At 37.8% G+C, this 22,525-nt stretch carries 17 protein-coding genes and 1 pseudogene; 9 read left to right on the forward strand and 9 right to left on the reverse strand.

The window, feature by feature from the left end; all coding sequences use genetic code 11:
- Together A0F92_RS11875 and A0F92_RS11880 are read right to left on the reverse strand one after the other, a co-directional pair.
- A pseudogene (locus A0F92_RS11875) lies at positions 1 to 181 on the reverse strand (gfo/Idh/MocA family oxidoreductase); the annotation flags it as partial.
- Positions 182 to 723: 542 nt separating this feature from the next.
- A complete protein-coding gene (locus tag A0F92_RS11880; RefSeq protein WP_068246308.1) occupies positions 724 to 1,455 on the reverse strand; it encodes an LOG family protein in 732 nt (243 codons plus the stop codon).
- Positions 1,456 to 1,734: 279 nt separating this feature from the next.
- Here A0F92_RS11880 and A0F92_RS11885 point away from each other — a divergent pair, with 279 nt between their 5' ends.
- The 7 genes from A0F92_RS11885 (at position 1,735) to A0F92_RS11915 (ending at position 8,108) form a co-directional block, all read left to right on the forward strand.
- A complete protein-coding gene (locus tag A0F92_RS11885; RefSeq protein ID WP_068246309.1) occupies positions 1,735 to 2,571 on the forward strand; it encodes a hypothetical protein in 837 nt (278 codons plus the stop codon).
- A gap of 41 nt (positions 2,572 to 2,612) precedes the next feature.
- On the forward strand, positions 2,613 to 3,404 hold the full coding sequence (locus A0F92_RS11890; RefSeq protein WP_253810420.1) for an exodeoxyribonuclease III: 792 nt from the start codon (positions 2,613 to 2,615) through the stop codon (positions 3,402 to 3,404).
- Positions 3,401 to 3,706 carry a DUF4286 family protein gene (locus A0F92_RS11895; protein WP_068246311.1) on the forward strand — a complete coding sequence of 102 codons (306 nt, stop codon included), beginning with the start codon at positions 3,401 to 3,403 and terminating at the stop codon, positions 3,704 to 3,706. Before A0F92_RS11890 ends, A0F92_RS11895 begins: the two co-directional genes overlap by 4 nt.
- A gap of 298 nt (positions 3,707 to 4,004) precedes the next feature.
- The gene (locus A0F92_RS11900) at positions 4,005 to 4,274 is read left to right on the forward strand and encodes an HU family DNA-binding protein (RefSeq protein WP_068246313.1); all 270 of its coding nucleotides are present in this window, start codon (positions 4,005 to 4,007) and stop codon (positions 4,272 to 4,274) included.
- Between the two features lie 86 nt (positions 4,275 to 4,360).
- Positions 4,361 to 4,474, forward strand: a complete 114-nt coding sequence (locus A0F92_RS11905; RefSeq protein WP_068246315.1) for a 30S ribosomal protein THX — start codon at positions 4,361 to 4,363, stop codon at positions 4,472 to 4,474.
- Between the two features lie 281 nt (positions 4,475 to 4,755).
- Positions 4,756 to 6,792 carry a M13 family metallopeptidase gene (locus A0F92_RS11910; RefSeq protein WP_068246395.1) on the forward strand — a complete coding sequence of 679 codons (2,037 nt, stop codon included), beginning with the start codon at positions 4,756 to 4,758 and terminating at the stop codon, positions 6,790 to 6,792.
- A gap of 185 nt (positions 6,793 to 6,977) precedes the next feature.
- A complete protein-coding gene (locus A0F92_RS11915; RefSeq protein WP_068246317.1) occupies positions 6,978 to 8,108 on the forward strand; it encodes an acyltransferase family protein in 1,131 nt (376 codons plus the stop codon).
- Positions 8,109 to 8,113: 5 nt separating this feature from the next.
- Here A0F92_RS11915 and A0F92_RS11920 read toward each other — a convergent pair whose 3' ends face one another.
- Positions 8,114 to 8,983 (reverse strand): formylglycine-generating enzyme family protein, encoded by an 870-nt coding sequence (locus tag A0F92_RS11920; protein WP_068246322.1) that lies wholly within the window; start codon positions 8,981 to 8,983, stop codon positions 8,114 to 8,116.
- 115 nt (positions 8,984 to 9,098) lie between these two features.
- Between A0F92_RS11920 and typA the strand changes: the two genes are divergently transcribed.
- Together typA and A0F92_RS11930 are read left to right on the forward strand one after the other, a co-directional pair.
- Positions 9,099 to 10,910, forward strand: a complete 1,812-nt coding sequence (typA, locus tag A0F92_RS11925) for a translational GTPase TypA (protein ID WP_068246325.1) — start codon at positions 9,099 to 9,101, stop codon at positions 10,908 to 10,910.
- Between the two features lie 205 nt (positions 10,911 to 11,115).
- Positions 11,116 to 13,287 carry a TonB-dependent receptor family protein gene (locus A0F92_RS11930; protein WP_068246326.1) on the forward strand — a complete coding sequence of 724 codons (2,172 nt, stop codon included), beginning with the start codon at positions 11,116 to 11,118 and terminating at the stop codon, positions 13,285 to 13,287.
- A gap of 152 nt (positions 13,288 to 13,439) precedes the next feature.
- Here the strand turns inward: A0F92_RS11930 and A0F92_RS11935 are convergent, their stop codons facing one another.
- From A0F92_RS11935 to A0F92_RS11960, 6 genes are all read right to left on the reverse strand, one after another.
- Entirely contained in the window at positions 13,440 to 16,508 is a 3,069-nt protein-coding gene (locus A0F92_RS11935) for an efflux RND transporter permease subunit (protein ID WP_068246327.1), read from the reverse strand.
- 150 nt (positions 16,509 to 16,658) lie between these two features.
- Complete coding sequence (locus A0F92_RS11940; protein WP_068246329.1) at positions 16,659 to 17,609, reverse strand: efflux RND transporter periplasmic adaptor subunit; 951 nt, start codon at positions 17,607 to 17,609, stop codon at positions 16,659 to 16,661.
- Positions 17,610 to 17,615: 6 nt separating this feature from the next.
- Entirely contained in the window at positions 17,616 to 18,857 is a 1,242-nt protein-coding gene (locus A0F92_RS11945; protein WP_068246331.1) for a TolC family protein, read from the reverse strand.
- On the reverse strand, positions 18,857 to 20,131 hold the full coding sequence (locus tag A0F92_RS11950; protein WP_068246334.1) for a sensor histidine kinase: 1,275 nt from the start codon (positions 20,129 to 20,131) through the stop codon (positions 18,857 to 18,859). Before A0F92_RS11950 ends, A0F92_RS11945 begins: the two co-directional genes overlap by 1 nt.
- A gap of 50 nt (positions 20,132 to 20,181) precedes the next feature.
- Positions 20,182 to 20,862 (reverse strand): response regulator transcription factor, encoded by a 681-nt coding sequence (locus A0F92_RS11955; RefSeq protein ID WP_068246340.1) that lies wholly within the window; start codon positions 20,860 to 20,862, stop codon positions 20,182 to 20,184.
- A 173-nt stretch (positions 20,863 to 21,035) separates the two neighbouring features.
- On the reverse strand, positions 21,036 to 22,517 hold the full coding sequence (locus A0F92_RS11960) for a SusD/RagB family nutrient-binding outer membrane lipoprotein (RefSeq protein ID WP_068246343.1): 1,482 nt from the start codon (positions 22,515 to 22,517) through the stop codon (positions 21,036 to 21,038).
- Between the last annotated feature and the right edge of the window lie 8 nt (positions 22,518 to 22,525).

Here is a 22,525-nt window from a genome sequence, read left to right on the forward strand (position 1 = left end):
CGCTTGCACCCTTTCCTCCTATACCCACCCCAGCAACATTCAGCTTATCGCTGGGTGCAATAAAGCCTTTGCCCAATACATGGCGTGGCACAATATAAAAGCCGGTAGCCGCCAAGGCGGTATTTCTTAAAAAATTACGGCGTGAATGGTTGGCAGCAGCATCGTTCGATTTCTTTTTCATATGATTGTGTTTATCAATACAAGTTTACATGTTTTCAGAATGTTATTGAAGTACATGGATAGGTTATTGCCATCCTGTTCCAACAATCGGATGGTACACTTTGGCTAAAAATTAGCGCAATGAATGTAGTGATTAATCAAGAATGTAAAAAAAGAAATGGGTGAATGGTAACCCCCATTCATACTTTAAAGGAATCACATCAAATAGCTGTAAATGGCTTAGAGCGCTCATTTTGCCGGGAGCATACGCAAACGCAACAATAGAAAATCAGTGCAGCTTAGCAAGTTTTTTTGATGAATATCAATTAGAAGATAGCAGGATATATGGAAATAGAAAGACATCATTTTTGAAATGTTTTATGAAAAGATTTTTCAACCTAACATGCCAAAGGCTAAAACCCAAAATTAAACAGTGCAAGAACGCATCGTGGGTAGCCAACAACAATAGGTGTAATCCCTCAATCTTTTGTATCATTGGGTTATACCAAAAACGAAATGTAAGAATGCCAAATAAAAGCTGAAAAACATTTTGTTAGTACAAATTTATTTTAATTCCAATAACCACCAGAACCGCTTCCTTGGTTTCAGTACATAGTTTTTACGGATATAGGTTTTAATATGGTTTATGGCTTCATCATAATCATCTGTAAACAATACCAAATCCATGTCACTGCGGGTAATGGTACCCTGCTCAGCCATTTCTTCTATAAAATCCATTAATGGTTTATAAAATTCTTTTCCAAATATTACAATTGGAAACTGAGTAATGGTGCGGGTTTGCACTAAGGTAAGGGTTTCAAAAAATTCATCCATGGTACCAAAACCACCGGGCATAATGATAAATGCATACGAATATTTTACCATCATTACTTTTCTTGAAAAGAAATGATTAAAAGTAAGTGAAGTATGCACATAGGGATTGGGTTTTTGTTCAAAAGGCAGTTTAATATTGCAGCCCACCGACTGACCGCCATTTTCAAAAGCGCCTTTATTAGCGGCTTCCATTGTGCCCGGTCCGCCACCTGTCATGGTAGTAAAACCCATTTTGGCAATTCGTTTCCCAAATTCTTCTGCTGCCAGATAGTATGGATGGTCGGATTTAAACCTTGCGCTTCCAAATACCGTAATACAGGGTCCTACAAAATGCAATACCCGAAAACTATTCAAAAACTCTATGAATACACGCCATGCAAATTTCAATTCATGTACTCGGGGCTTAGAACCCTCTAAATAAAAATTCTGTGTGGCCGGAATAATTCTTTCGCTTGTCTTCATAATAATCCACTTAAAACATTTCCAGATGAAAGCCCTGCGCCTTTGTTTATTATTTCAATAAAATACAGCATGCGGGGTAAGGTTTACATTTCAAATTACGGTAATTAATGAATTGAAATCAAAAAATTGCAGGTTAACATTTACACAATACTTTTGCGGGCAATTTCATATACCCTATGGGTAAACCAATAAAGGAAATGGAGCCATTAACCATACCGGCCATTGGGAAAAGTTGAATAGACAGGTTTAAGCAAGCAATAAAAATATAAAATACAAACTATGAAGCGTAAGTTAAGAGCATTGGCCATGGTGATGATTTGTGTAGCAGGCAGCATGCATTTGGTAAAAGCACAAACAACTGGCACAACAAAACACAAAAAAGATAGAAAAGGAGAATTTTATTTTTCATGGGGTTACAACAAAGAGTGGTATACCCACAGCAACATTAAAGTGGTACAACCGGCATTGGGTAACGATTATACTTTCAAAGCAGTAAAAGCACACGACCATATTGGTTGGGATGAAGGTATTTTGCGCATTCCTATTTCCATTCCGCAATACAATTACCGCCTGGGTTTTTTAATTAACAGAAAAAAAGATTTGTTTTTTGAAATCAACTTCGACCACACCAAATATATTTTTGCCGACCAGAATGCACATATTGTTGGCAAACTGAACAACCGGCAGGTAGATACTACGGTTGCCTTTAATGAACCCAATGGCTTTGCTTATTATTTAAACAATGGTGCTAATTTTTTATTGTTTAATTTAGTAAAACGCTGGCACATTTACCAAACAGGTGATGGCAATTTACAAATAGATGCGTTGGGCAAAGGTGGCATTGGTCCTGTTATTCCGCATGTACAAAATATGTTGTTTGGGCAAAATAACGATGCCGGCTTTCAGTTGGGTGGGTGGAATATGGGTTTTGAAGGCGCAGTGCGTGCTACCTTTTTTAAATATGCTTATTTAGAATTTGCCAACAAGGTTGACTATGCACGTTACAGCAATTTAAAAGTGTATGAAGGCCGTGCCAAACAATCTTTTGGAACCTATGAGCTGGTGTTAAGTTTGGGTTTTACTTTCCCCACAGGCAAAGTAATTCAAGTGAATTAATACAATAACCGCTATTCCACATTCAGTTAAAAAATTGAACCATGGCAACAAAAAATATGCGTATTATTTCTTATAATGTAAACGGCATTCGTGCTGCCATTAAAAAAGGTTTTGTGGAATGGCTGCAAACTGATCCTGCTGATGTAATTTGTTTACAGGAAACCAAGGCCACTAAAGAAGATGTAGACAGCAGTGCTTTTGAAACATTAGGCTACCATACCTATTGGTTTTCGGCGCAAAAGAAGGGATATAGCGGTGTAGCTGTTTTCACAAAAATAAAACCCGATGCTGTTTTTTATGGCCACCAAAAAGAGCAAAGCGATTTTGAGGGCAGGGTAATACGAATAGATTTTGGAGCCATTACTTTAATCAATGCCTACTTCCCATCGGGCACCAGTGGCGATGAACGGCAAACCTATAAATACCATTGGTTAGATGAGTTTTTAGATTATTTAAAAACATTACGCCAAACAAGGCCCCAATTAATTATTACCGGCGATTACAATATTGCACATACAGAAATAGATATTCATGATCCGAAAGGCAATAAAAATTCATCGGGTTTTTTACCGGAAGAAAGGGCATGGATGGATGGCTTTTTAGCAGGCGGATTTGTAGATACCTTCCGTTATTTACATCCCAACGAAAAAGGTGCTTACTCCTGGTGGAGCCAGCGTTTCCCCTCTGTACGTTTACAGAACAAAGGCTGGCGTATTGACTATATTACCATTACCAATAATTTGACTGAAGCATTAAGCGAAGCAGCCATTTTACCCGATGTAAAACACAGCGACCATTGCCCGGTATATGCTGCATTAAAACTGAATGTATGATAATATACAATGTAACATCGCATGTAGCAGCACCCATACATGAAACGTGGTTGCAATGGATGAAGGAAAAACACATACCCATGGTAATGCAATCGGGCTGCTTTTACCAATACCAATGGGTAAGGGTGTTGGGAACCGATGAAAGTGAAGGCTATACGTATGCCATACAATATTATGCCTATACCATACAGGATTATGAGCGGTATGTTAAAGAACATGCTATGGCATTGGGTAAAGTTGTGCAAGAAACCTGGGGAGAAAATATGACCAGTTTTCGCTCATTAATGCAGGTTGTGCAATAAATGTGGAAAGCTTTTATACTCATGTTTTTTCATTACATCAACTTCCTTATATTTATCACAAACCCTTACTCAGCCTCATTTTGCAACATTGAAAGCCTAAAACCCTTACCGACACTGTATTTCAGAAGATTGAGATATTGTTACCTGTTGTAAGTCCAACATACATTTTATATGAAAAGCCTTATCAATAAAGGATTTTGGGGCAAAACCTGTGCTTAAAAATTGAGAAAAATTATTTTGTTAATTGCCAAAAGCCTATACATTTGTTTTTGTTATTTAACTAATTAAACAATCATCTATGAACAAGGCTGAATTAATTGCAAAAATTGCAGAAGACGCTGAAATCACTAAAACACAGGCAAACGCTGCTTTAGATTCATTTGTTGAAGCAGTAACCAAAACTTTAAAAGGTGGCGGCAAAGTTACATTAGTAGGTTTTGGAACTTTCTCAGTTTCTAAACGTGCTGCCCGTACTGGACGTAACCCTCAAACCGGTGCACCTATTAAAATTAAAGCTAAAAAAGTTGCCCGTTTTAAAGCAGGTAAAGAATTAAGCAGCAAAATGTAATTTTTTGCACTACAGAATTAAATCCTGCTGTTTCAGCAGGATTTTTTATTTTTGCCTCTCATACAAATATTAAAAATCAATTTATTATGGGTAGAGGCGACAAAAAAACTGCGAAAGGCAAACGTTTTAAAGGTTCTTTCGGCAAAAGCAGACCACACAAAAAACAAAATGAAAAAAAAGAAGTGGTGAAAGCTTCGTAACAAATCATTCAATGCAGGCTGTCTCCATATTAGACGGCCTTTTTTTATAACTACACTACACTTCCCTTCCCATCCATTCTGCTGCAACAAATATCTTGTTACCACCATTAGTAATTTTTTTAATGTAAGCTTGTATATCTTCCAATTTTTTTAATGCCATCACTTCCCATTCATCAACTTTTTGGGCAGGGAATATGTTTTTGTATTACTTTAGAATTTCATTCAAAGGAAATTGCTTAGTAATAAAATTTACCGGCATTCCATTCATTAAAACCATGCACATGAATATTGTAAAAACAGCGTTCTGCAGCGCTACGTTAAGCGTTGTATTATTCACCGGCTGTAAAGAAAAACCGAACAAACCATCCGCATTCATTGACCTGAGTGCCATTGACACATCCGTAAAGCCGGGCGATAATTTCTTTTTATTCGCTAACGGAAATTGGTTGAAGAAAACCACCATACCGGCTTCTGAAGTTGGTGCAGGTTCTTTTTTAGATTTATACAACCACACCAAAAACAACATTCACACCATATTGGAAGAAGCAGAAAAAAATCCGGGGCAGGCAGGCAGTATTCAACAAAAAGTGGGCAACTTTTTTGCATCGGGCATGGACTCAGCTAAAATTGACCAGTTAGGTTATACCCCCATCCAACCTTTACTTACTACCATCAGCAATATTAAAACACCTGAATCAATTCTTCAATATGCTGCACAGGCACATACCCGAGGCAGTAATATGTTATTTGATTTTGGTGTATATCCCGACGATAAAAACAGCATGGCTACCATTGCCGTATTTGGGCAGGGTGGCTTGGGTTTACCCGACCGTGATTATTATTTTAAAACAGATGCGGCTACGCAGGCAGTAGTAGCTGCCTACAAAAATTACCTGCAAAAATTATTGGTATTGACCGGCACCGATAGCCTTACCGCCAGCAAACAGGTAGAACAAGTGTATGCATTGGAAAAACAAATGGCGGAAAGCCATAAAACCAATGTAGCCCTGCGCGACCCCCAAAATAATTATCACAAAATGGCCGTGAGCCAATTGGCCAACACAATGCCCAATTTGCAATGGCCTATGATGTTACAAACATTAAAAATCAAGGTTGATTCGGTAAATGTTCAGCAACCAGAGTTTTTTGCTAAACTCAATCAATTATTGGTTACACAACCCTTAGCCACCTGGCAGTTGTACTTGCGCTTACATACTATTAATAGTGCAGCACGTATTTTAAGTGCTCCATTTGTACAAGCATCATTTGATTTTTACGGAAAGGCACTGAGCGGACAAACACAAATGAAGCCCCGTTGGGAAAATGTTTACCGGACTATTGACAGCCAAATTGGAGAGGCATTAGGGCAATTATATGTTGAAAAATATTTTACCAAAGAAGCCAAGCAAAGGATAGATGAATTGGTGCATAATTTACAAACTGCCTTTGCACAGAGGATAAACCGCTTAGACTGGATGAGTGATTCAACCAAACAAAAAGGCAAAGAAAAATTACAGGCATTTATTAAAAAAATTGGTTATCCCGACAAATGGAGAGATTACAGTAAAGTAAATATTGACCGCAATCATTATTTTGAAAATGTAATGGCAGCAGAAGCCAACAATTACCAGTACATGGTACACAAATTAGGCAAACCGGTAGATAGAACAGAATGGGAAATGACGCCCCCTACCATCAATGCCTACTACAACCCCTTGTACAATGAAATAGTGTTTCCTGCGGGTATTCTACAGTTTCCTTTCTTTGACCCCCAAGCCGATGATGCCATTAATTATGGTGGTATAGGTATGGTAATTGGTCATGAAATGACACATGGTTTTGATGATCAAGGCGCACAATATGATAAAGAAGGCAACTTAAAAAATTGGTGGAGCAAAGCCGATTATGAGCAGTTCAAAAATAAATCGCAGCAAGTGGTGCATTTGTATGATGGATTTACAGTTTTAGATACGGTGCATGTAAACGGCGCATTGACTACCGGAGAAAACATGGCCGATATTGGAGGCATTGCCATTGCCTATGATGCCTTTAAAATGACCAAAGAGGGACAGAATACTACCCAAAAAATAGATGGCTTTACCCCCGACCAGCGCTTCTTTTTATCCTTAGCCCAAATTTGGCGTTCGAAAGAAAAAGATGCATATGTGCTTCGGTTAATCAACACCGACCCACATTCACCTGCTATGTATCGTGTAAATGGCCCTTTAATGAACTTTACTCCTTTCTACAAAGCATTTCATGTTGTGCGGGGCGAGAAAATGTATTTACCAGAAAATGAAAGAATAAAAATCTGGTAATTATTTCTTTTATTTCTTTCTCATCACCCCATTTGCCGGTTCTTTATTCCTGAAAGAACCGGCATTTTTTTGCGGCTACGCAAAGGTTTGAGCATTAAAAAGGGTATAATTTAATGGTCACTTGCTTTGTTTGCGGTTTTTATTGCTTATTTTTAAAAATCCCTAACCTCAAACCAACGATTGCTATGACAGCCCACACACAACGTTTTACTGCCTTAGATATATTTAGAGGCATGACCATCTGTTTCATGATTATTGTAAACACCCCCGGTGGTCCTTTATCGTATGCACCGCTACAACATGCCCATTGGAATGGGTTTACACCTACCGATTTGGTATTCCCTTCATTTCTTTTTGCAGTGGGAAATGCCATAAGTTTTGTAATGCCCAAATGGGCAGACAAAGCCAATGGATGGGTAGCAGGCAAAATTTTAAAACGCACCCTACTTATCTTTTTATTGGGTTACCTAATGTATTGGTTTCCTTTTTTTCGACTGGATGCGCAACACCATATACAAGCTGCACCATTTGCCAATACCCGTATTATGGGCGTATTACAACGGATAGCCCTTTGCTATGGCATTGCCTCATTGCTTATTTGGTTTTTAAAACCTAAAACAGCTTTATACATTGGGATTGCATTACTGTTTATCTATTGGGGCATCATGTATTACATGGGCGACCCTACAGACCCTTATGGAATGACCACCAATGCCGGTTATTACTTAGATGTTTGGTTAATGGGCCCCAGCCACATGTATCATGGTGAAGGCGTTGCCTTTGACCCCGAAGGTTGGCTGAGCACTATGCCTGCCATTGCCAATGTAATTGCAGGATATATGGCAGGTGCCTTTATTCAGAAAAAAGGTAACACATATGAAACACTCACCAAATTATTATTAGCAGGTTTTGGTTTATTTGTATTGTCATATTTCTGGAACCTCTCTTTCCCTATCAACAAAAAATTATGGACCAGCTCATTTGTATTACATACCGTTGGGTTAGACTGTATGATTATTGCGGCTGTGATGTATTTTGTAAGTTTCAAAAATTTAGGTGAAAGTAAAATCAGCTATTTTTTTCAGGTATTCGGTAAAAATCCGCTATTCATTTATTTATTGTCTGAACTGTTGGTAACTGTATTCTATATGATACCCATTGAAGGGTATCGTGGTTTAATTCAGTGGTTATATATTAATATTTACAGCCATGCAGGCGAATACTTTGGCTCATTTTTATTTGCTATTTCGTATATGCTGCTTTGTTGGGTAGTTGGCTATTATTTAGATAAGCGCAAAATTTATGTGCGGGTATAACCGCATTATTGTTGATCGCTAAACCCTTTTACCGGTTTTCCTTTTTTGGTTTTTTCATTTTTCCGGTTAAAGGGTGCAGCGGTTTCCACTTCGCATACACACCGAAAGCCTAACCAGCGATTGGGGCTTTTATAAGCCATACGCTCTTTAACCGTGCAATAAGCAATCGGCAAATCGTAGTGCCCGCCTTTGGCTACGCCTTTTTCTGCAATCATCTCACCCACATTACCAATCATATTGTAAATACCATATTGATTGGGGATGGAAAAACTAACCGGCATAATATCGCGTTGCCCCACCCGAAGGGAATCATCATCCGGATAACGGCAATTAAAATTTTTAACAGAATCGCCTTTATACAGGCTGTAAATACCCGGATAACCATAGGGATATTTAATGGAATCTAATTTACCATTGGCTGCCAATTCCCATTCAGCCTCAGTGGGCAGGCGGTAGATAACACTTCTAAAAGGAGGATGCGGCATGCGTGCCAGCAATTCATTTACCCGGTCGGTACGCCAGGCACAGAATGCTTGCGCCTGTTCATAACTAATGCCTGCCATGGGATAATTATTGTAACTATTGCTGCGATAATAAGTTTGAATAAATTCTTCCCCTCTTTGCCGGTAAGAAACCCATACCAGCGAATCGGGTAACATAGCGGCATAGGTAGCGGTATCATTCTCCCGGCCCAATAACCATCCTTCGGTAAAATCTTTCCAGTTGCTCACACTAATTTCAAAGGCATCCATGTACAGCCCGGGTTTCAGTAAAACCGTACCCGGCGGGGTTATAACCTTATCTCCATTCACAGCTTTTTGGGTAACAAACGAAAGGCCAATGGCACTTACGAACAGCATAATTATCCAACGCATCAATAGTATTATTTTTTATAAAGTTAAGGCATTCCGTATTAACAGCAGGTTAACTAAAAGATGAATAGCGGTAAACCCATTGTAAAACCTTACCTTTGCAGCCTTAAATTTTTTTATGGATATTAGAAATATTGCGATCATTGCACACGTTGACCACGGAAAAACCACATTAGTAGACCGCATATTACAGGCTACCAAGGTTTTTAGAGACAATCAGGAAACCGGCGAGTTGATTATGGACAGCAATGATCTGGAAAAAGAAAGGGGCATTACTATTTTTAGTAAAAATGCCGCTGTTACTTATAAAGACGTTAAAATCAATGTAATTGATACGCCCGGCCACAGTGATTTTGGCGGTGAAGTAGAACGTGTATTGAAAATGGCAGATGGGGTAATATTATTGGTAGATGCCTTTGAAGGCCCCATGCCCCAAACCCGTTTTGTATTGCAAAAAGCCTTGCAATTAAATTTACATCCTATTGTTGTTATCAATAAAGTAGATAAACCCAATTGCCGCCCCGATGAAGTGCATGATGCCGTATTTGAACTCTTCTTTAACTTAGATGCTACGGAAGAACAACTGAACTTCCCAACTTATTATGGCAGCGGTAAAAATGGCTGGTTTAATGACAGCTTAACCCCTACTGAAGATATTTTCCCGTTAATGGATGGCATTTTAAAACATGTACCACCACCTACCATTCAGGCAGGTTCATTGCAATTACAAATTACATCATTAGATTATTCTTCTTTCTTAGGCCGAATTGCAATTGGAAAAGTAACCCGCGGTACCATTAAAGAAAACCAGAACATTGCATTGGTGCAGGCAGATGGCAGCATCAAAAAAAATAAAGTAAAAGAATTATACGTTTTTGAAGGAATGGGCAAACGCAAAGTAACGGAAGTATTGTGTGGCGATTTATGTGCGGTTGTTGGTCTGGAAGATTTTAACATTGGCGATACCATTGCCGATACTGAAAATCCCGAAGGATTACCCATTATCAGCGTGGATGAACCTACTATGAGTATGATGTTCAGCATCAATAACTCACCCTTCTTTGGTAAAGACGGAAAGTTTGTTACCTCTCGCCACCTGCGCGACCGCCTGATGAAAGAAACAGAGAAAAACTTAGCCCTTAGAGTAGAAGATGCAGACAGTGCCGATAGCTTTTTGGTATTTGGACGGGGCATTCTGCACTTAGGTGTATTGGTTGAAACCATGCGCCGCGAAGGATATGAATTAACCGTGGGAAACCCACAGGTATTGGTGAAAACAGTGGATGGTAAGAAGCATGAACCTTATGAAATTTTAGTAGTAGATGTACCTTCTGAATTTAGCGGTAAAGTAATTGATTTGGTAACCCAACGCAAGGGTGAAATGCTGGTGATGGAAAGCAAAGGTGAAATGCAGCACTTAGAGTTTGAAATTCCTTCAAGAGGTTTAATTGGTTTGCGTTCACAAATGTTAACCGGCACTGCAGGTGAAGCTGTAATGGCACATCGTTTTAGCGAATACAAACCCTGGAAAGGGCCTATTCCCGGAAGAAACAATGGTGTGTTGATTGCTAAATTTGGCGGTACCACTACTGCCTATTCTATCGATAAATTACAGGATCGCGGCCGTTTCTTTATTGAACCTGGCGAAGAAGTATATGCCGGACAAATTATTGCCGAGCACATTAAACCCGGCGATTTGAATGTAAATGCAGTAGAAGCTAAAAAATTAACCAACCACCGGGCCAGCGGCAGCGATGACAGTGTACGCATTACCCCAAAAATTCAATTAACATTAGAAGAATGTATGGAATACATTCAACAGGATGAGTGCATTGAGGTAACGCCTAAAAACATCAGAATGCGTAAAGTGGTATTGGATGAAGAAGACAGAAAAAAAGTAAGCAAAAAAATGGGTGCTGAGGTTGAATAAATAATTAAATTTTAAAAAATATATAAAAAACAGCATTTATAAACTATTGCTGTTTTTTTTTGCATCAAAGTAATGCAATAAAAGAATAATTTTAATAAAATATATTTTAGTAGCTCATTTTGAATTCCAGATATCGTAAACAGAATTTCCCGATACAGTTATTATAGCATTGATTTCGCAATTTTCTTTGTGAAAAAGAAATTTCATGAAGAAAATACTTCTGCTACTATGGCTTTTATTACCCATTATTTTATTCGCACAAAAAATTGACAGCATAAACGTACACACACTTAAAAATGTTTCAGTTACTGGTTTTAAAACCGTTCGCGGAATAGGTCACATGCCAGATTTTAAAGATGGGATTATTTATGCCGGTAAAAAAAGCGAAGTGATTATGGTAGATAGTTTGGATGCAAATAAGGCTATCAATAATACCAGACAAATTTTAGGCAGGATACCCGGATTAAATATTGTTGAAACTGAAACAGGTGGCTTTACTGCAAACGGAATTGCAACAAGGGGGCTGAACCCTATTCAAAGCATTGAAATGAATACCCGCCAAAATGGTTATAACATTAGTGCTGATATATATGGATACAATGAAGCCTATTACCTTCCTCCTATGGAAGCAGTTCAAAGAATTGAAATGGTAAGGGGTGCCGCAGCATTACAATTTGGCGCTCAATTTGGAGGTTTGGTAAACTATATTACAAAAGATGCACCTGCCAATAAACCCTTTGAATTTTATACTTCGCAAACTGCAGGCAGTTATGGGCTTTTCAATACTTTTAATTCAATTGGCGGTAATTTTAAAAAACTATCCTATTATGCTTTCATCCAATATCGCTATATGGATGGGTACAGACCCAATAGTAAACAATGGCAGTTATCAGGTTTTGGAAAATTGCAGTATAAAATTTCTGAAAAGCTGAATGTTACAGCAGAATATTCTTTGCTTCGTAATACCATACAAATGCCGGGGGGATTAACAGATAGCCAGTTTCAGGCTAATCCCAGAATGTCTACACGTTCCAGAAACTGGCTGAAAACGCCTTGGAATATTGTTAATTTATCAATGAACTACAATCTATCCAAAAACAGCATAATTAGTATAAAGAGCACATATTTATACGGGAATCGTTCTCTGGTATGGAGAAACGAAGATGGTGGCCCGGCTGCCCAAGATACAATTGACCCCATTACAAATACCTACGTTCCAAGAGAAGTGGGGATAGAAAATATGAAAAACATCACAACAGAATTCAGATTTTCGCATCAATACCAATTTGCACATCAAAAAGCAACTATTTCGGGAGGTATCAGACATGCATATGCATGGTTAAAAAGGCTCGGGGGAGGGGAAGGAACTACCAATAGTGATTTTGATTTATCCATCCACGGCGATTGGGGTTATAACTTAAATTTTACCACTACAAACATCGCTCCTTTTATTGAAAATATTTTTAAGTTCGGTGACAAGCTGTCCATCATCCCCGGTTTTAGATTTGAATATTTAAACAGTACTGCAACTGGTTATAAAACTACAGATGGAACAAAACAAAATGTGTTAGAAAACAGATCAAGAACTTTTCCATTGTTTGGCATGGGCATTTCATATAAAACAGGAACCTACACCAATATTTACGGTAATATCAGTCAGGCATACCGGCCTATTGATTATAGCCAGTTAGAACCATTCGGAATAACATCCAGAATTGACCCCAATCTAAAAGACAGTTATGGCTTCAATGCAGATTTAGGTTATAGAGGTACCATTAAAAATTATTTTAATTTTGATTTGGGTGTTTTTTATCTGGCTTATAATAATAGAATTGGAGTATTAGTGCAAACAGACCCAAATACCGGAATGGAATACTCTGTGCGCAAGAATATAGCGAATAGTGTTCATAAAGGTGTTGAGAATTATTTGGAATTTAATATTTTAAAATACCTGAATGCACAATCAAAAACAGGCCTCAGTATTTTTAATTCGTTTGCTTTCATTGATGCCAGATATACCACCGGAGCATTCAAGGGCAACCGGGTTGAAGCTGCTGCCAAGACTATCAATCGTACTGGAATTATTTTTAATAACCCCCATTTTTCAGCAACTTTTCAGATAAATAATATTGGTGATGCTTACGGTGATGCTTCAAATGTAAAAACAAGCACTGACCCAATTGCAGGTTATATACCTGGATATACAGTTGCTGACCTCAGCATGACATATACCATCAAAAAAATCGCAATCAAAGTAGGTGTGAATAACTTAACTGATAAATCATATTTTACACGAAGAACTGATGAATATCCCGGACCAGGTATTATTCCTTCCATTGGAAGAAGTTATTATTTTGGATTTTCAACTCAATTTTAAATTTCCTGATAAGGGTCATTCACAACAAAAAACAGAACCCAATACAAAATATCTATTTTCATAATGAGCTCAAATTATAAGAGGCTATCTCAAAAGCAAGAGAAAGCCTCTTTTTTATGAAACTACCATAACAGAATTCTGTTTTTTATATTCTACATTTCTTCTTCCTGTACCAAAGGTTTACTGTTCTTATACAACAAATGCAACAAACTGGGCAACACTACCAATAACAATGGCAATGCTACAATAAATCCGCCAATTACGGCAATGGCTAAGGGTTGGTGCATTTGTGCACCGGTACCAATACCCAGCGCCAAAGGCGTTAAAGCAATAATAGCGCCCAACGCCGTCATTAACTTAGGCCTTAACCGGGTAGAAATGGAATAAATAATCGCTTCATCTACCCTGCCCACATTGGTTTTTCCTTTTAATGAATCCCTAAACTGCAAATAAGTAAAAATGGCATTCTCACCTATAATACCCACAATCATGATGAGACCGGTATAACTACCCACATTTAAAGGCGTATTGGTGAGGTAAAGTGCCAAATAACTGCCACTGATACCCAGTACCGCTACCAATATAATAATCAATGCAATTTTTACATCTCTGAACAAAAACAATATGACCCCAAACACCAGCAAACTGGCTGTAATTAAAATTACCAGTAACTCTTTAAACGATTGCTGTTGCTCTGCATAAGCACCGCCATAACTGATAAAATAACCTTGCGGCAATGCCACTTTTACGGCTACTTTTTGTTGAATTTCCTGCATGGTACTACCCAAATCGCGATTATCTAACCTTGCAGTAACTACCCCCATATTTTGCAAATTTTCTCTTTGTATTTCTGCATCGCCACTACTTAATGCAACTGTGGCCAAATTAGTAATAGGTATTCTTTTCCCATTGGGAAGAAAAATGAGTGTTTGTTTTACCTGTGCTACCGATAATTTGGCACTGTTTGGATAAATAAACCGAATATTACTCAACTGTTCCTTATCAAATACACTACCCACCACATTGCCTTCTAAAGCACTCTGCATTTGGTATTGAAAACTTGCAGGTGTAATACCATATTGGGCCAATGCGGTATAATTGGGTGTAACCAATACAGATGGACCGGCAATTACAATACCATCAAAAACATCGGCTGTTCCCTGAACAGTATTCAGCACTGCAGCCACCTGTCGGGACAGCTCTTGCAACTTCGACTGATCATTCCCGAAAATTTTTACTTCTATTGGCTGAACCGATGTCATTAAATCGCCCAGCATATCGGTAATTACCTGCCCAAAGTCAATACGCAAAGCCGGTTGCGTTGATTCTACCTTCAACCGAATATCATTAATTACCTCTTCCGTTGTCCGCATTCTGTTTTTCTTTAATTGTATCAGGTAATCGCCCCGATTGGGTTCTGTGATAAAAAATCCCATTTGTGTACCGGTTCTACGGCTATAAGCTTCTACTTCAGGCACTTTTACAATTATTTTTTCTACCTGCCTTAACATCCGGTCTGTTTCTTCCAATGAAGTACCGGGTGGTGAACTGTAATCCAATACAATACTTCCTTCATCCATATCGGGCAAAAAGCCGGTAGCTAATTTAGGATATACAACATAAATAGAAGCACCTAAAATTACGATGAACAATATACTGATATAAGGTTTACGGATAAAAAATCCCACCCATTTCTGTTGCTTTACTTCATGGCCATGATTTATTTTTTTGCCTACAGCATTTACCGACGCATTGCGGGTAAACAGCAAATACAATACAGGCAACAGTAACCAGGTTACAAAAAATGAGCATACCAAAGTAATAATCATGGTATTGGTCATTACTTTAAAATAAGCACCTGCAACTCCACTCATCAATACAAAAGGTAAAAAAATAACGATGGTACTTAAGGAAGATCCCACCATAGCAGGAAATAAATAATGAATGGCTTTTTGCAACAAAGTACTGGTGGGTTCGGCAGGATGTTCTTCGTGGGTACGATGAATTTGCTCCACTACTACTATCGCATCATCAATAATTAGCCCGATAGCAGCCGCCAGTGCGCCCAGCGTCATAATATTTAATGTTTGTCCGATAGCATACAAACAGATAATAGTGAGTAAAATTGTAACCGGTATGGTAAACAGAATAACGGTACTGGCTTTCAGTGAACGCAGAAAAATAATGGCCACCACTATTGCAAGCAATAACCCAATCCATAAACTATCGCTTACACTTTTAATGGCATCTTTTACAAAATTGGCCTGCTCATAGTATGGATGTATCGTTACATCGCGAGGCAGTATTTTTTTTAAATCTTTCAATTTAGCATCCATATTGCTGCTTACCTCAATTAAATTGGCATTGGGCTGTTTAATAACAGCCAGCAAAATACCTTCCCTTCCGTTTGCATTGATTTTGATATACTCCTTCGCTTCACGAATTTGCACATCGGCTATATCCTGCAACTGCACAATGCGCTTACCGTTATTGCTGATAACAATATGTTGTAATTGATCTTTCGAAACTACCGATGCATCGGTAAGTGATAAATACAATAAATGATAATCAGCCAGATAGCCGTTCGATTTGATGAAATTGGTCTGGCTTAATGCATAGTTCACCGAATCGGGAGAAATACCCAATGCAGACATTTTATCGGTATTCACAATTAACCAGTATTCTTTTGTTTTTCCGCCAATAACCCGCACTTCAGAAACACCGGATACCTGCGATAAAAAGGGTTTAATGGTATACAAAGCCAGCAGCTTCATATCAATGGGCGATCGGGTGTTACTTTCCAAAGAATACCCAATTACCGGCAAAATGGAAGGATTCATACGTTCCACCGTAATTTGAATACCGGGCGGCAGCGTATTCATAATTTCTGTAATTCGCGATTCAATTCTTTGTTTACTCACATCAATATTCGCATTCCAATTCAGGAAAGCAGATATTTCGCAACTGCCCCGGCTGGTAATGCTGCGTATTATGTGCAAATCGGGCACCCGCTTTACAGCATTTTCCAACTGTCTGGTAACAGTAATCATCATTTTATTCACCGGTTGTTGTCCGGCATCGGCTATAATTTTAATTTTCGGAAAAGTAATTTCAGGAAATAGTGAAGATTGCAATTTGCTGTAAGCAAACAATCCGCCCATAATGATGATGGCCATAAAAACAGCCAAAGGACTTTTATATTTTACAAAGAAATTGTTCATCCAAAAAATAATTAAAATTTACAAAGTATCCTGACCTTACAAAAAATTAAAAATAATTTTTATTACTTTTCTGTTATACTGTACTTGATTTAGAGTTTCATTTCAATACAGTATTCTGAAAAAACTGACCTGCCATACATGAAACATCACTTATTCTTTCAATGGCGTTGACAGAATCATCACCTTTGCAGTATCCGGCAAACCGTAATTCCCTTTTACAAGAATACTATCGGTAGTTTTAAAAGCAGGGGTAATTATTTCCACGGCATCATTCGTTTCAACACCTTTTTGCACCTGTACTTTTATTGCAGTAATACTATCTATCATTTTCATTACCCAAAAATTACTTTGCACTTCATCGCTTAACACGGCTGCTTTTGGAAGCGATAATGTATTCATTTTTTGAACTTTTATCAGGTTTACTTTAGCAATTAAATTTTCTGGTATTTGTTTATTGCTGTTTACCCTGATGATGAAGCTTTGTGTTTGTGCCGCAGGATCTACTGTAGGTAACGGAGTACCCATTGTACCTGTTAGTTGTGTACCATCGGGTAATAATAAATTAACCATTTTATTTTGTGGAAGATAGGGCTTCAATTCATAAGGCAGGTCTAATAAAAACACAAAACTCCTGTTATCGGTAATAGCTGCCAATGGCTCTCCATCTAACACATAATCGCCAGCATGGTAATTGAGCTGGGTAATATAACCATTCCCCGGTGCATGTATGGCAATGGTTCCTGAAAACCGCAAAGAAGTATCTAATGCATTAATGGTATTACCCAATGCCCTTGCTTCTTTGGTAGTAATCACAAATAAGGTTTCGCCCTTTTGTACATATTGGCCCAAATGAATATTTACCTGTTGTAAATAGCCGTTGGCATTGGCTTTCACAAAACTCTTCAATAAAAAGGCAGAAACAGCATTCAGGGTAACAGTTTCCTGCATCATACCCTTAACAGGATGGGTAATGGTAACCGGTGTGCCTGTAGCGGAATCTGCAACAGGCGTTGTGTGGACTTCAGCAGATTTTTCTTTACAGGCCTGCACTAAAATGGTTAGTACAATGCATAAATACAGTATATATTTTTTAAGCGTCATAATACTTTAGTTTCTGTTCCAGTAATTAATTTGGTTAATAATCTGTAATTTATTGATGGTATTTTGTGTAATTAAATTTTTTGCATTCAAATAATTGCCAATAGCTAAAATATAATTCGGCATCACTACATCACCGGTTTGCAGTAACTTTCGGTTTGCCTCAATTAATGTTTGCGTATATTTTATTTGTGTATTGGTTTCATTAATCAGTTCCTGCACCGATTGCAGTTGTTGGGCCAATTGTGCAATCTGTTGTTGAAACTGTGCTTTAAAATAATTGCGGTATTGCTGACGGGTTTGTTCGGCAATGGCAATTTTATCGTGTTTCATTTTTCTTTGCTTCCCATCATAAATAGGCCAAATAATCGTTACACCAAAGCTGGTTCCAAAATTTTTATAAGCCTGATAAGCAAATGATGAGAGATAGCCGGCATCTGCATACAAACTAACTTTTGGTTTATAACTAAAATCAATTTGTGCGTCACTGTTTTTCAGTTTTAAGCTATCTACAAAAAACTGTTTGTAAAAAACTGTTTGTTCTATTTCCGGTGTTAATACCAGTTGAATATCGGGTTTTTGCAATACAGTGTAAGCCGTATCTGTTAAGCCGCATAAATAATTGAGTGTACCATACTCATTGCTAAACTGAATGCGCAATTGATGAATCAATAAATCCTGCTGCTGAATGGTTACTAAAAAACTTAAATAATCAGTTTGTTTGTAGATACCTGATTCGGTTAATTTTTTCAGAATCACTTCTTCTTTTTTCAACAAATCAACCAATTCTTTATTGAACTGAATTTGTTGCTGTGTGCCATAGGCCGTAATATATTGAGCAGTTATGGCTTTGGTAATATCCTGCTCTGTTATTTTACCCGCTACTTGTAAACTTTGATTTAACAGTTGAATAGCTTGTTGCTGGTTTTGCAAGTTTTCTTTACCAATCAGCAGTTTGTTGGCAATAAGTTGTTGCGCAACATTGGCACCGTTGGTAATAGCACCATCATATCCCCAACCCTGATAAGAAGGCGCATAAGTATTTACACTGATGGCATTAATTTGTGGTTGATAGATGGCATGAATACGAAGACTGTCGATGATATTGCTTAACTGCTGATTATGGTAATCTTTCAAAAGCGGACTGTTTTCAATGGCGGCATTCACAAAAAATGGAAGGTTTTTTTGCTGTGCCTGCGCCCATCCAAAACATAATAAACTGCCGATGATGACGAATAATTGCTTTCCCATTATATTTTTTTCTCCTGATTAACAAACTGAATAATAAAAGAATGTTCATTTTGCTCAAATGTATATTGTATATGCCATTCTGCCAATCGGCATATTTCATGTACAATTGCCAGTCCCAAACCCGTTCCTTCGGTTTGTTGCTGTGGCCGGTAAAATCGTTTAAATACCTTTTCTGTATCTAAACTACCCTGTGCAGCTGTGTTACGAATGCTACAACTATTTGCAGTTAATACAATGGTAATTTGTCCATTTTGTGCAGTATACCGAATGGCATTATTCAGCAAATTATTGATGAGTATTTCGGTTAACTGCTGATGAAACAATACCGTAACGGGTACCAATTGCCGTTGTATGGTTAATTGTCTGGCTTCTATAAAAGCAGCTTTTTCTTCACATTTGTTCCGGATAATCTGATCTAACTGTACGGTTTCATTCAATGCAAACTGATTGTTTTCAATTTTAGCCAACAGCAATAATGACTGATGCAGTTTAATGAGCTTCTGCATATTATCGTCAATGGCCATCAGTTGTTGTACCCCTGCTTCATCTAAATTGTTTTGCTGAATCATACTTTCAATAGATGACCGGATTACTGCCAGTGGTGTTTGCATTTCATGCGCCGCATTTTCAGTAAAAGATTTTAAAGAACGGTATTCGGTGAAAATACGTTGCGACATTTCATTCAGGCTAATATTCAATACATGTATTTCTGTTACTTTACTAGTGGGTAACTGTAACGGCTGCGACTGCCCAATTTTATACTCCCTAATTGCAGTAATAGTTTGCTGAAAAGGTTTAAATAATTTATTGACCAATTTTCTGTTCACAAAAAAATTCAGTACCAAAAGCAAAGCAATCATTCCAAATGCCAATATGGCTATCAATTGCAATAAATCTTCCGTTTCTGCCTGCGATTTATTGACTTGTACCAGATAATGACGATTACCTACCTGCAAGTGAAATTGCAATTGCCGTATTTCCCGCATTTCCTGCTCAGCCTTATTAAATGCGGTTATGGTTCTGAATTTGTGTTTAGGTAATGCAATGACGTTACTGTCTACAATAATCCATTGGTTTTTGGTATTTTGTATTACAGGTAACTGATGATATTGTTGCACATAAGCAGAAATTTCCTGTTGTTCAGCCTTCAGGCTTTCATCTAATTGCCGAATAAGCACATATTGCAAAACGCCATAAAAAGCAATACTGCCCATTAAAAGAATAATAATGGCAGTCCAGGTATTAAAGCGTTGATAGGCGGCAAATGATTTCATGATTGCGTACGATTCGTTTTTAGTTGATCATATTTAAAATGATACAGGTATTAGTCAACCTGCATTTTATATCCGGCACCATAAATAGAACGAATACAATCTTCCCCGCCGGCTGCCATCATCTTTTTTCGTAAATTTTTGATATGCGTGTAAATAAAATCATAATGATCGGCCAAGTCCATATCATCGCCCCACAAATGCTGGGCAATGGCACTTTTAGACAATACCCTGTTTTTATTCACCACAAAGAACAGCAGCAACTGGTATTCTTTCTGTGTTAACTCAATTTCCTGCTGTTGTACCGTAACTTTTTGTGCAATGGTATCTATGAATAGCCAGTTACCAATATTCAGGATATTATGCCCATCCATTTTTTTCCGCCGTATAATGGCTGCTACCCGCATACTTAATTCGGGTAAATGAAAAGGTTTGGTTAGATAATCATCTGCCCCCAATTGCAGACCGGTAATTTTATCATCTAATGAATCTTTGGCTGAAATGATAATAACCCCGTCGTTTTTTTTGTTGGTTTTTAAATATTGCAACAGTTCTAAACCGGAACCGCCTGGTAGCATAATATCTAACACAATACAATCATATTCATACAAATCAATTTTTTCAATGGCATCGTTATAGTTGGTAACCGTTTCGCATAGATAGCCTGCGGCGGTTAAAAAGCCGGTCATGGTTTTGTTCAGTGTTATTTCATCTTCTATAATCAGTAACTTCATAATGCAATATGATGTTTAAAAAAAGTCTTCCATTTTCAATATACAAATTAACCCATGAATTCTGAAGCAAATTTGAATTGTTGGCATAGCACTTTCAAGTTGGCTTATTATTCCAAGCATAAAAAAACCTGCTGCGGGTGCAACAGGTTGTAGAAAGCAATCGGTATGGTACTTTATTTTTCCCACCAGGCTTTGTAAGTTGTTATTTCCTGGCCGCCCATTAATTGAATTTCTGCATTATAATTTTTTGTATTAATATTTTTTTCAGAAGTTGGATATAAAAAACGGGTTGGTATCACTCCGTTATTTAAGTTAACAGAACCACCAGGATCAAATGTAGGAAATCCTGTTCTTCTGTATTCAATCCATCCTTCAAAACCATTGTTAATATTAGCCAGCCATTTTTGGGTAATAATTTGTTTCATTGAGTTAGCCATACTGCTGTTATCAAAAGCTACCCCGGCATGAGTTAAATAATTGGTTGCTGTATTGGGGTCAATACCAATTTCGGCATAAGCACCCAATACGCCGCTGTTATAATAGTTTTGTGCACTGCCGGCAATAAAACCTTTTAAAGCTGCTTCTGCCAATATAAATTGCTGCTCTGCATAAGTAATAATTCTGGCTTTAATTAAATTAACGTTGGTTCCTTTTGTAAAACTACTATTGAAGTTAGAAGCCTGAGCTGTTTGAGAGTTGGTAGCATCTACCACCAATGGCAATCCGCCGTAATTGGTAAAATTAAAGGGTGCACCACTTGCAGTAAGCGAATTGGGAGCAAAATATGCCGTAATTCTGGCAGTATCTGAAGTGTTTACAAAAGTATTGTACAAAAGGTTGTTCATGTATTTTACCTGAAAATCACCTGTACGCTCTGTTAAGCTCACAAAATTATAAGGGGTTGTAGTTGGCAATGCCAAAGTACCACTTTGTGATGCATTTTGCATAATTGCACCATCATTTACAATGGCCTGCATTTCTGCACTTACGCTTAATTTAGAAGATACCCGCAATAAATATCGCAAACGCAACGCATTAATGAATCTGCGCCAGGCCATGGTGTTTGAATTGAATAACATGTCGCCACTAATTAAACCGGAAGGATTGGCTTTTAATAAACTATCTGCTCTTCTCAAAGAAGGGATGATTCCTGCAGCAGGATCGGTATACACTGTTTGCTGATTATCATATACAGGTGTGTATACACCGGATGCACCTTGTAAGGCTTGTGTAAAAGGAATATCGCCCCACAATTCGGTTAATTGTGCAAATGCATAAGAACGCAAAGTTAATGCAGCAGCCTGTAATAATGGATTGTTTTGCTTTACTGCCAGTTGATATAATGTATTGGCATCTCGTGCAGTTTCATATAAAGGAATCCAATAGGGTTCATTGGTAACGGGTTGGTAACGGGTTGGCTGGTCATAATAGGATTGACTGTACGTCATGTATTGATTATACCCATTACCGAGTGTCCATACAATATTTGCATTATTGTAGAACAAAGAAACAACAGTATTGGAAAGCAAAGTAGTGGCATCCGGTTTTTCCAAATTATTCGGATTGATATTTACCATTTGCAATTCTTTCGAGCAGGAGCTAAACAGCAAAATGGCTATTAATAACTTACCTGTGTTTAAAAAAATATTTTTCATAAATCAAT

The organism is Hydrotalea flava (assembly GCF_001623405.1).
Classification (GTDB): Bacteria; Bacteroidota; Bacteroidia; order Chitinophagales; family Chitinophagaceae; genus Hydrotalea; species Hydrotalea flava.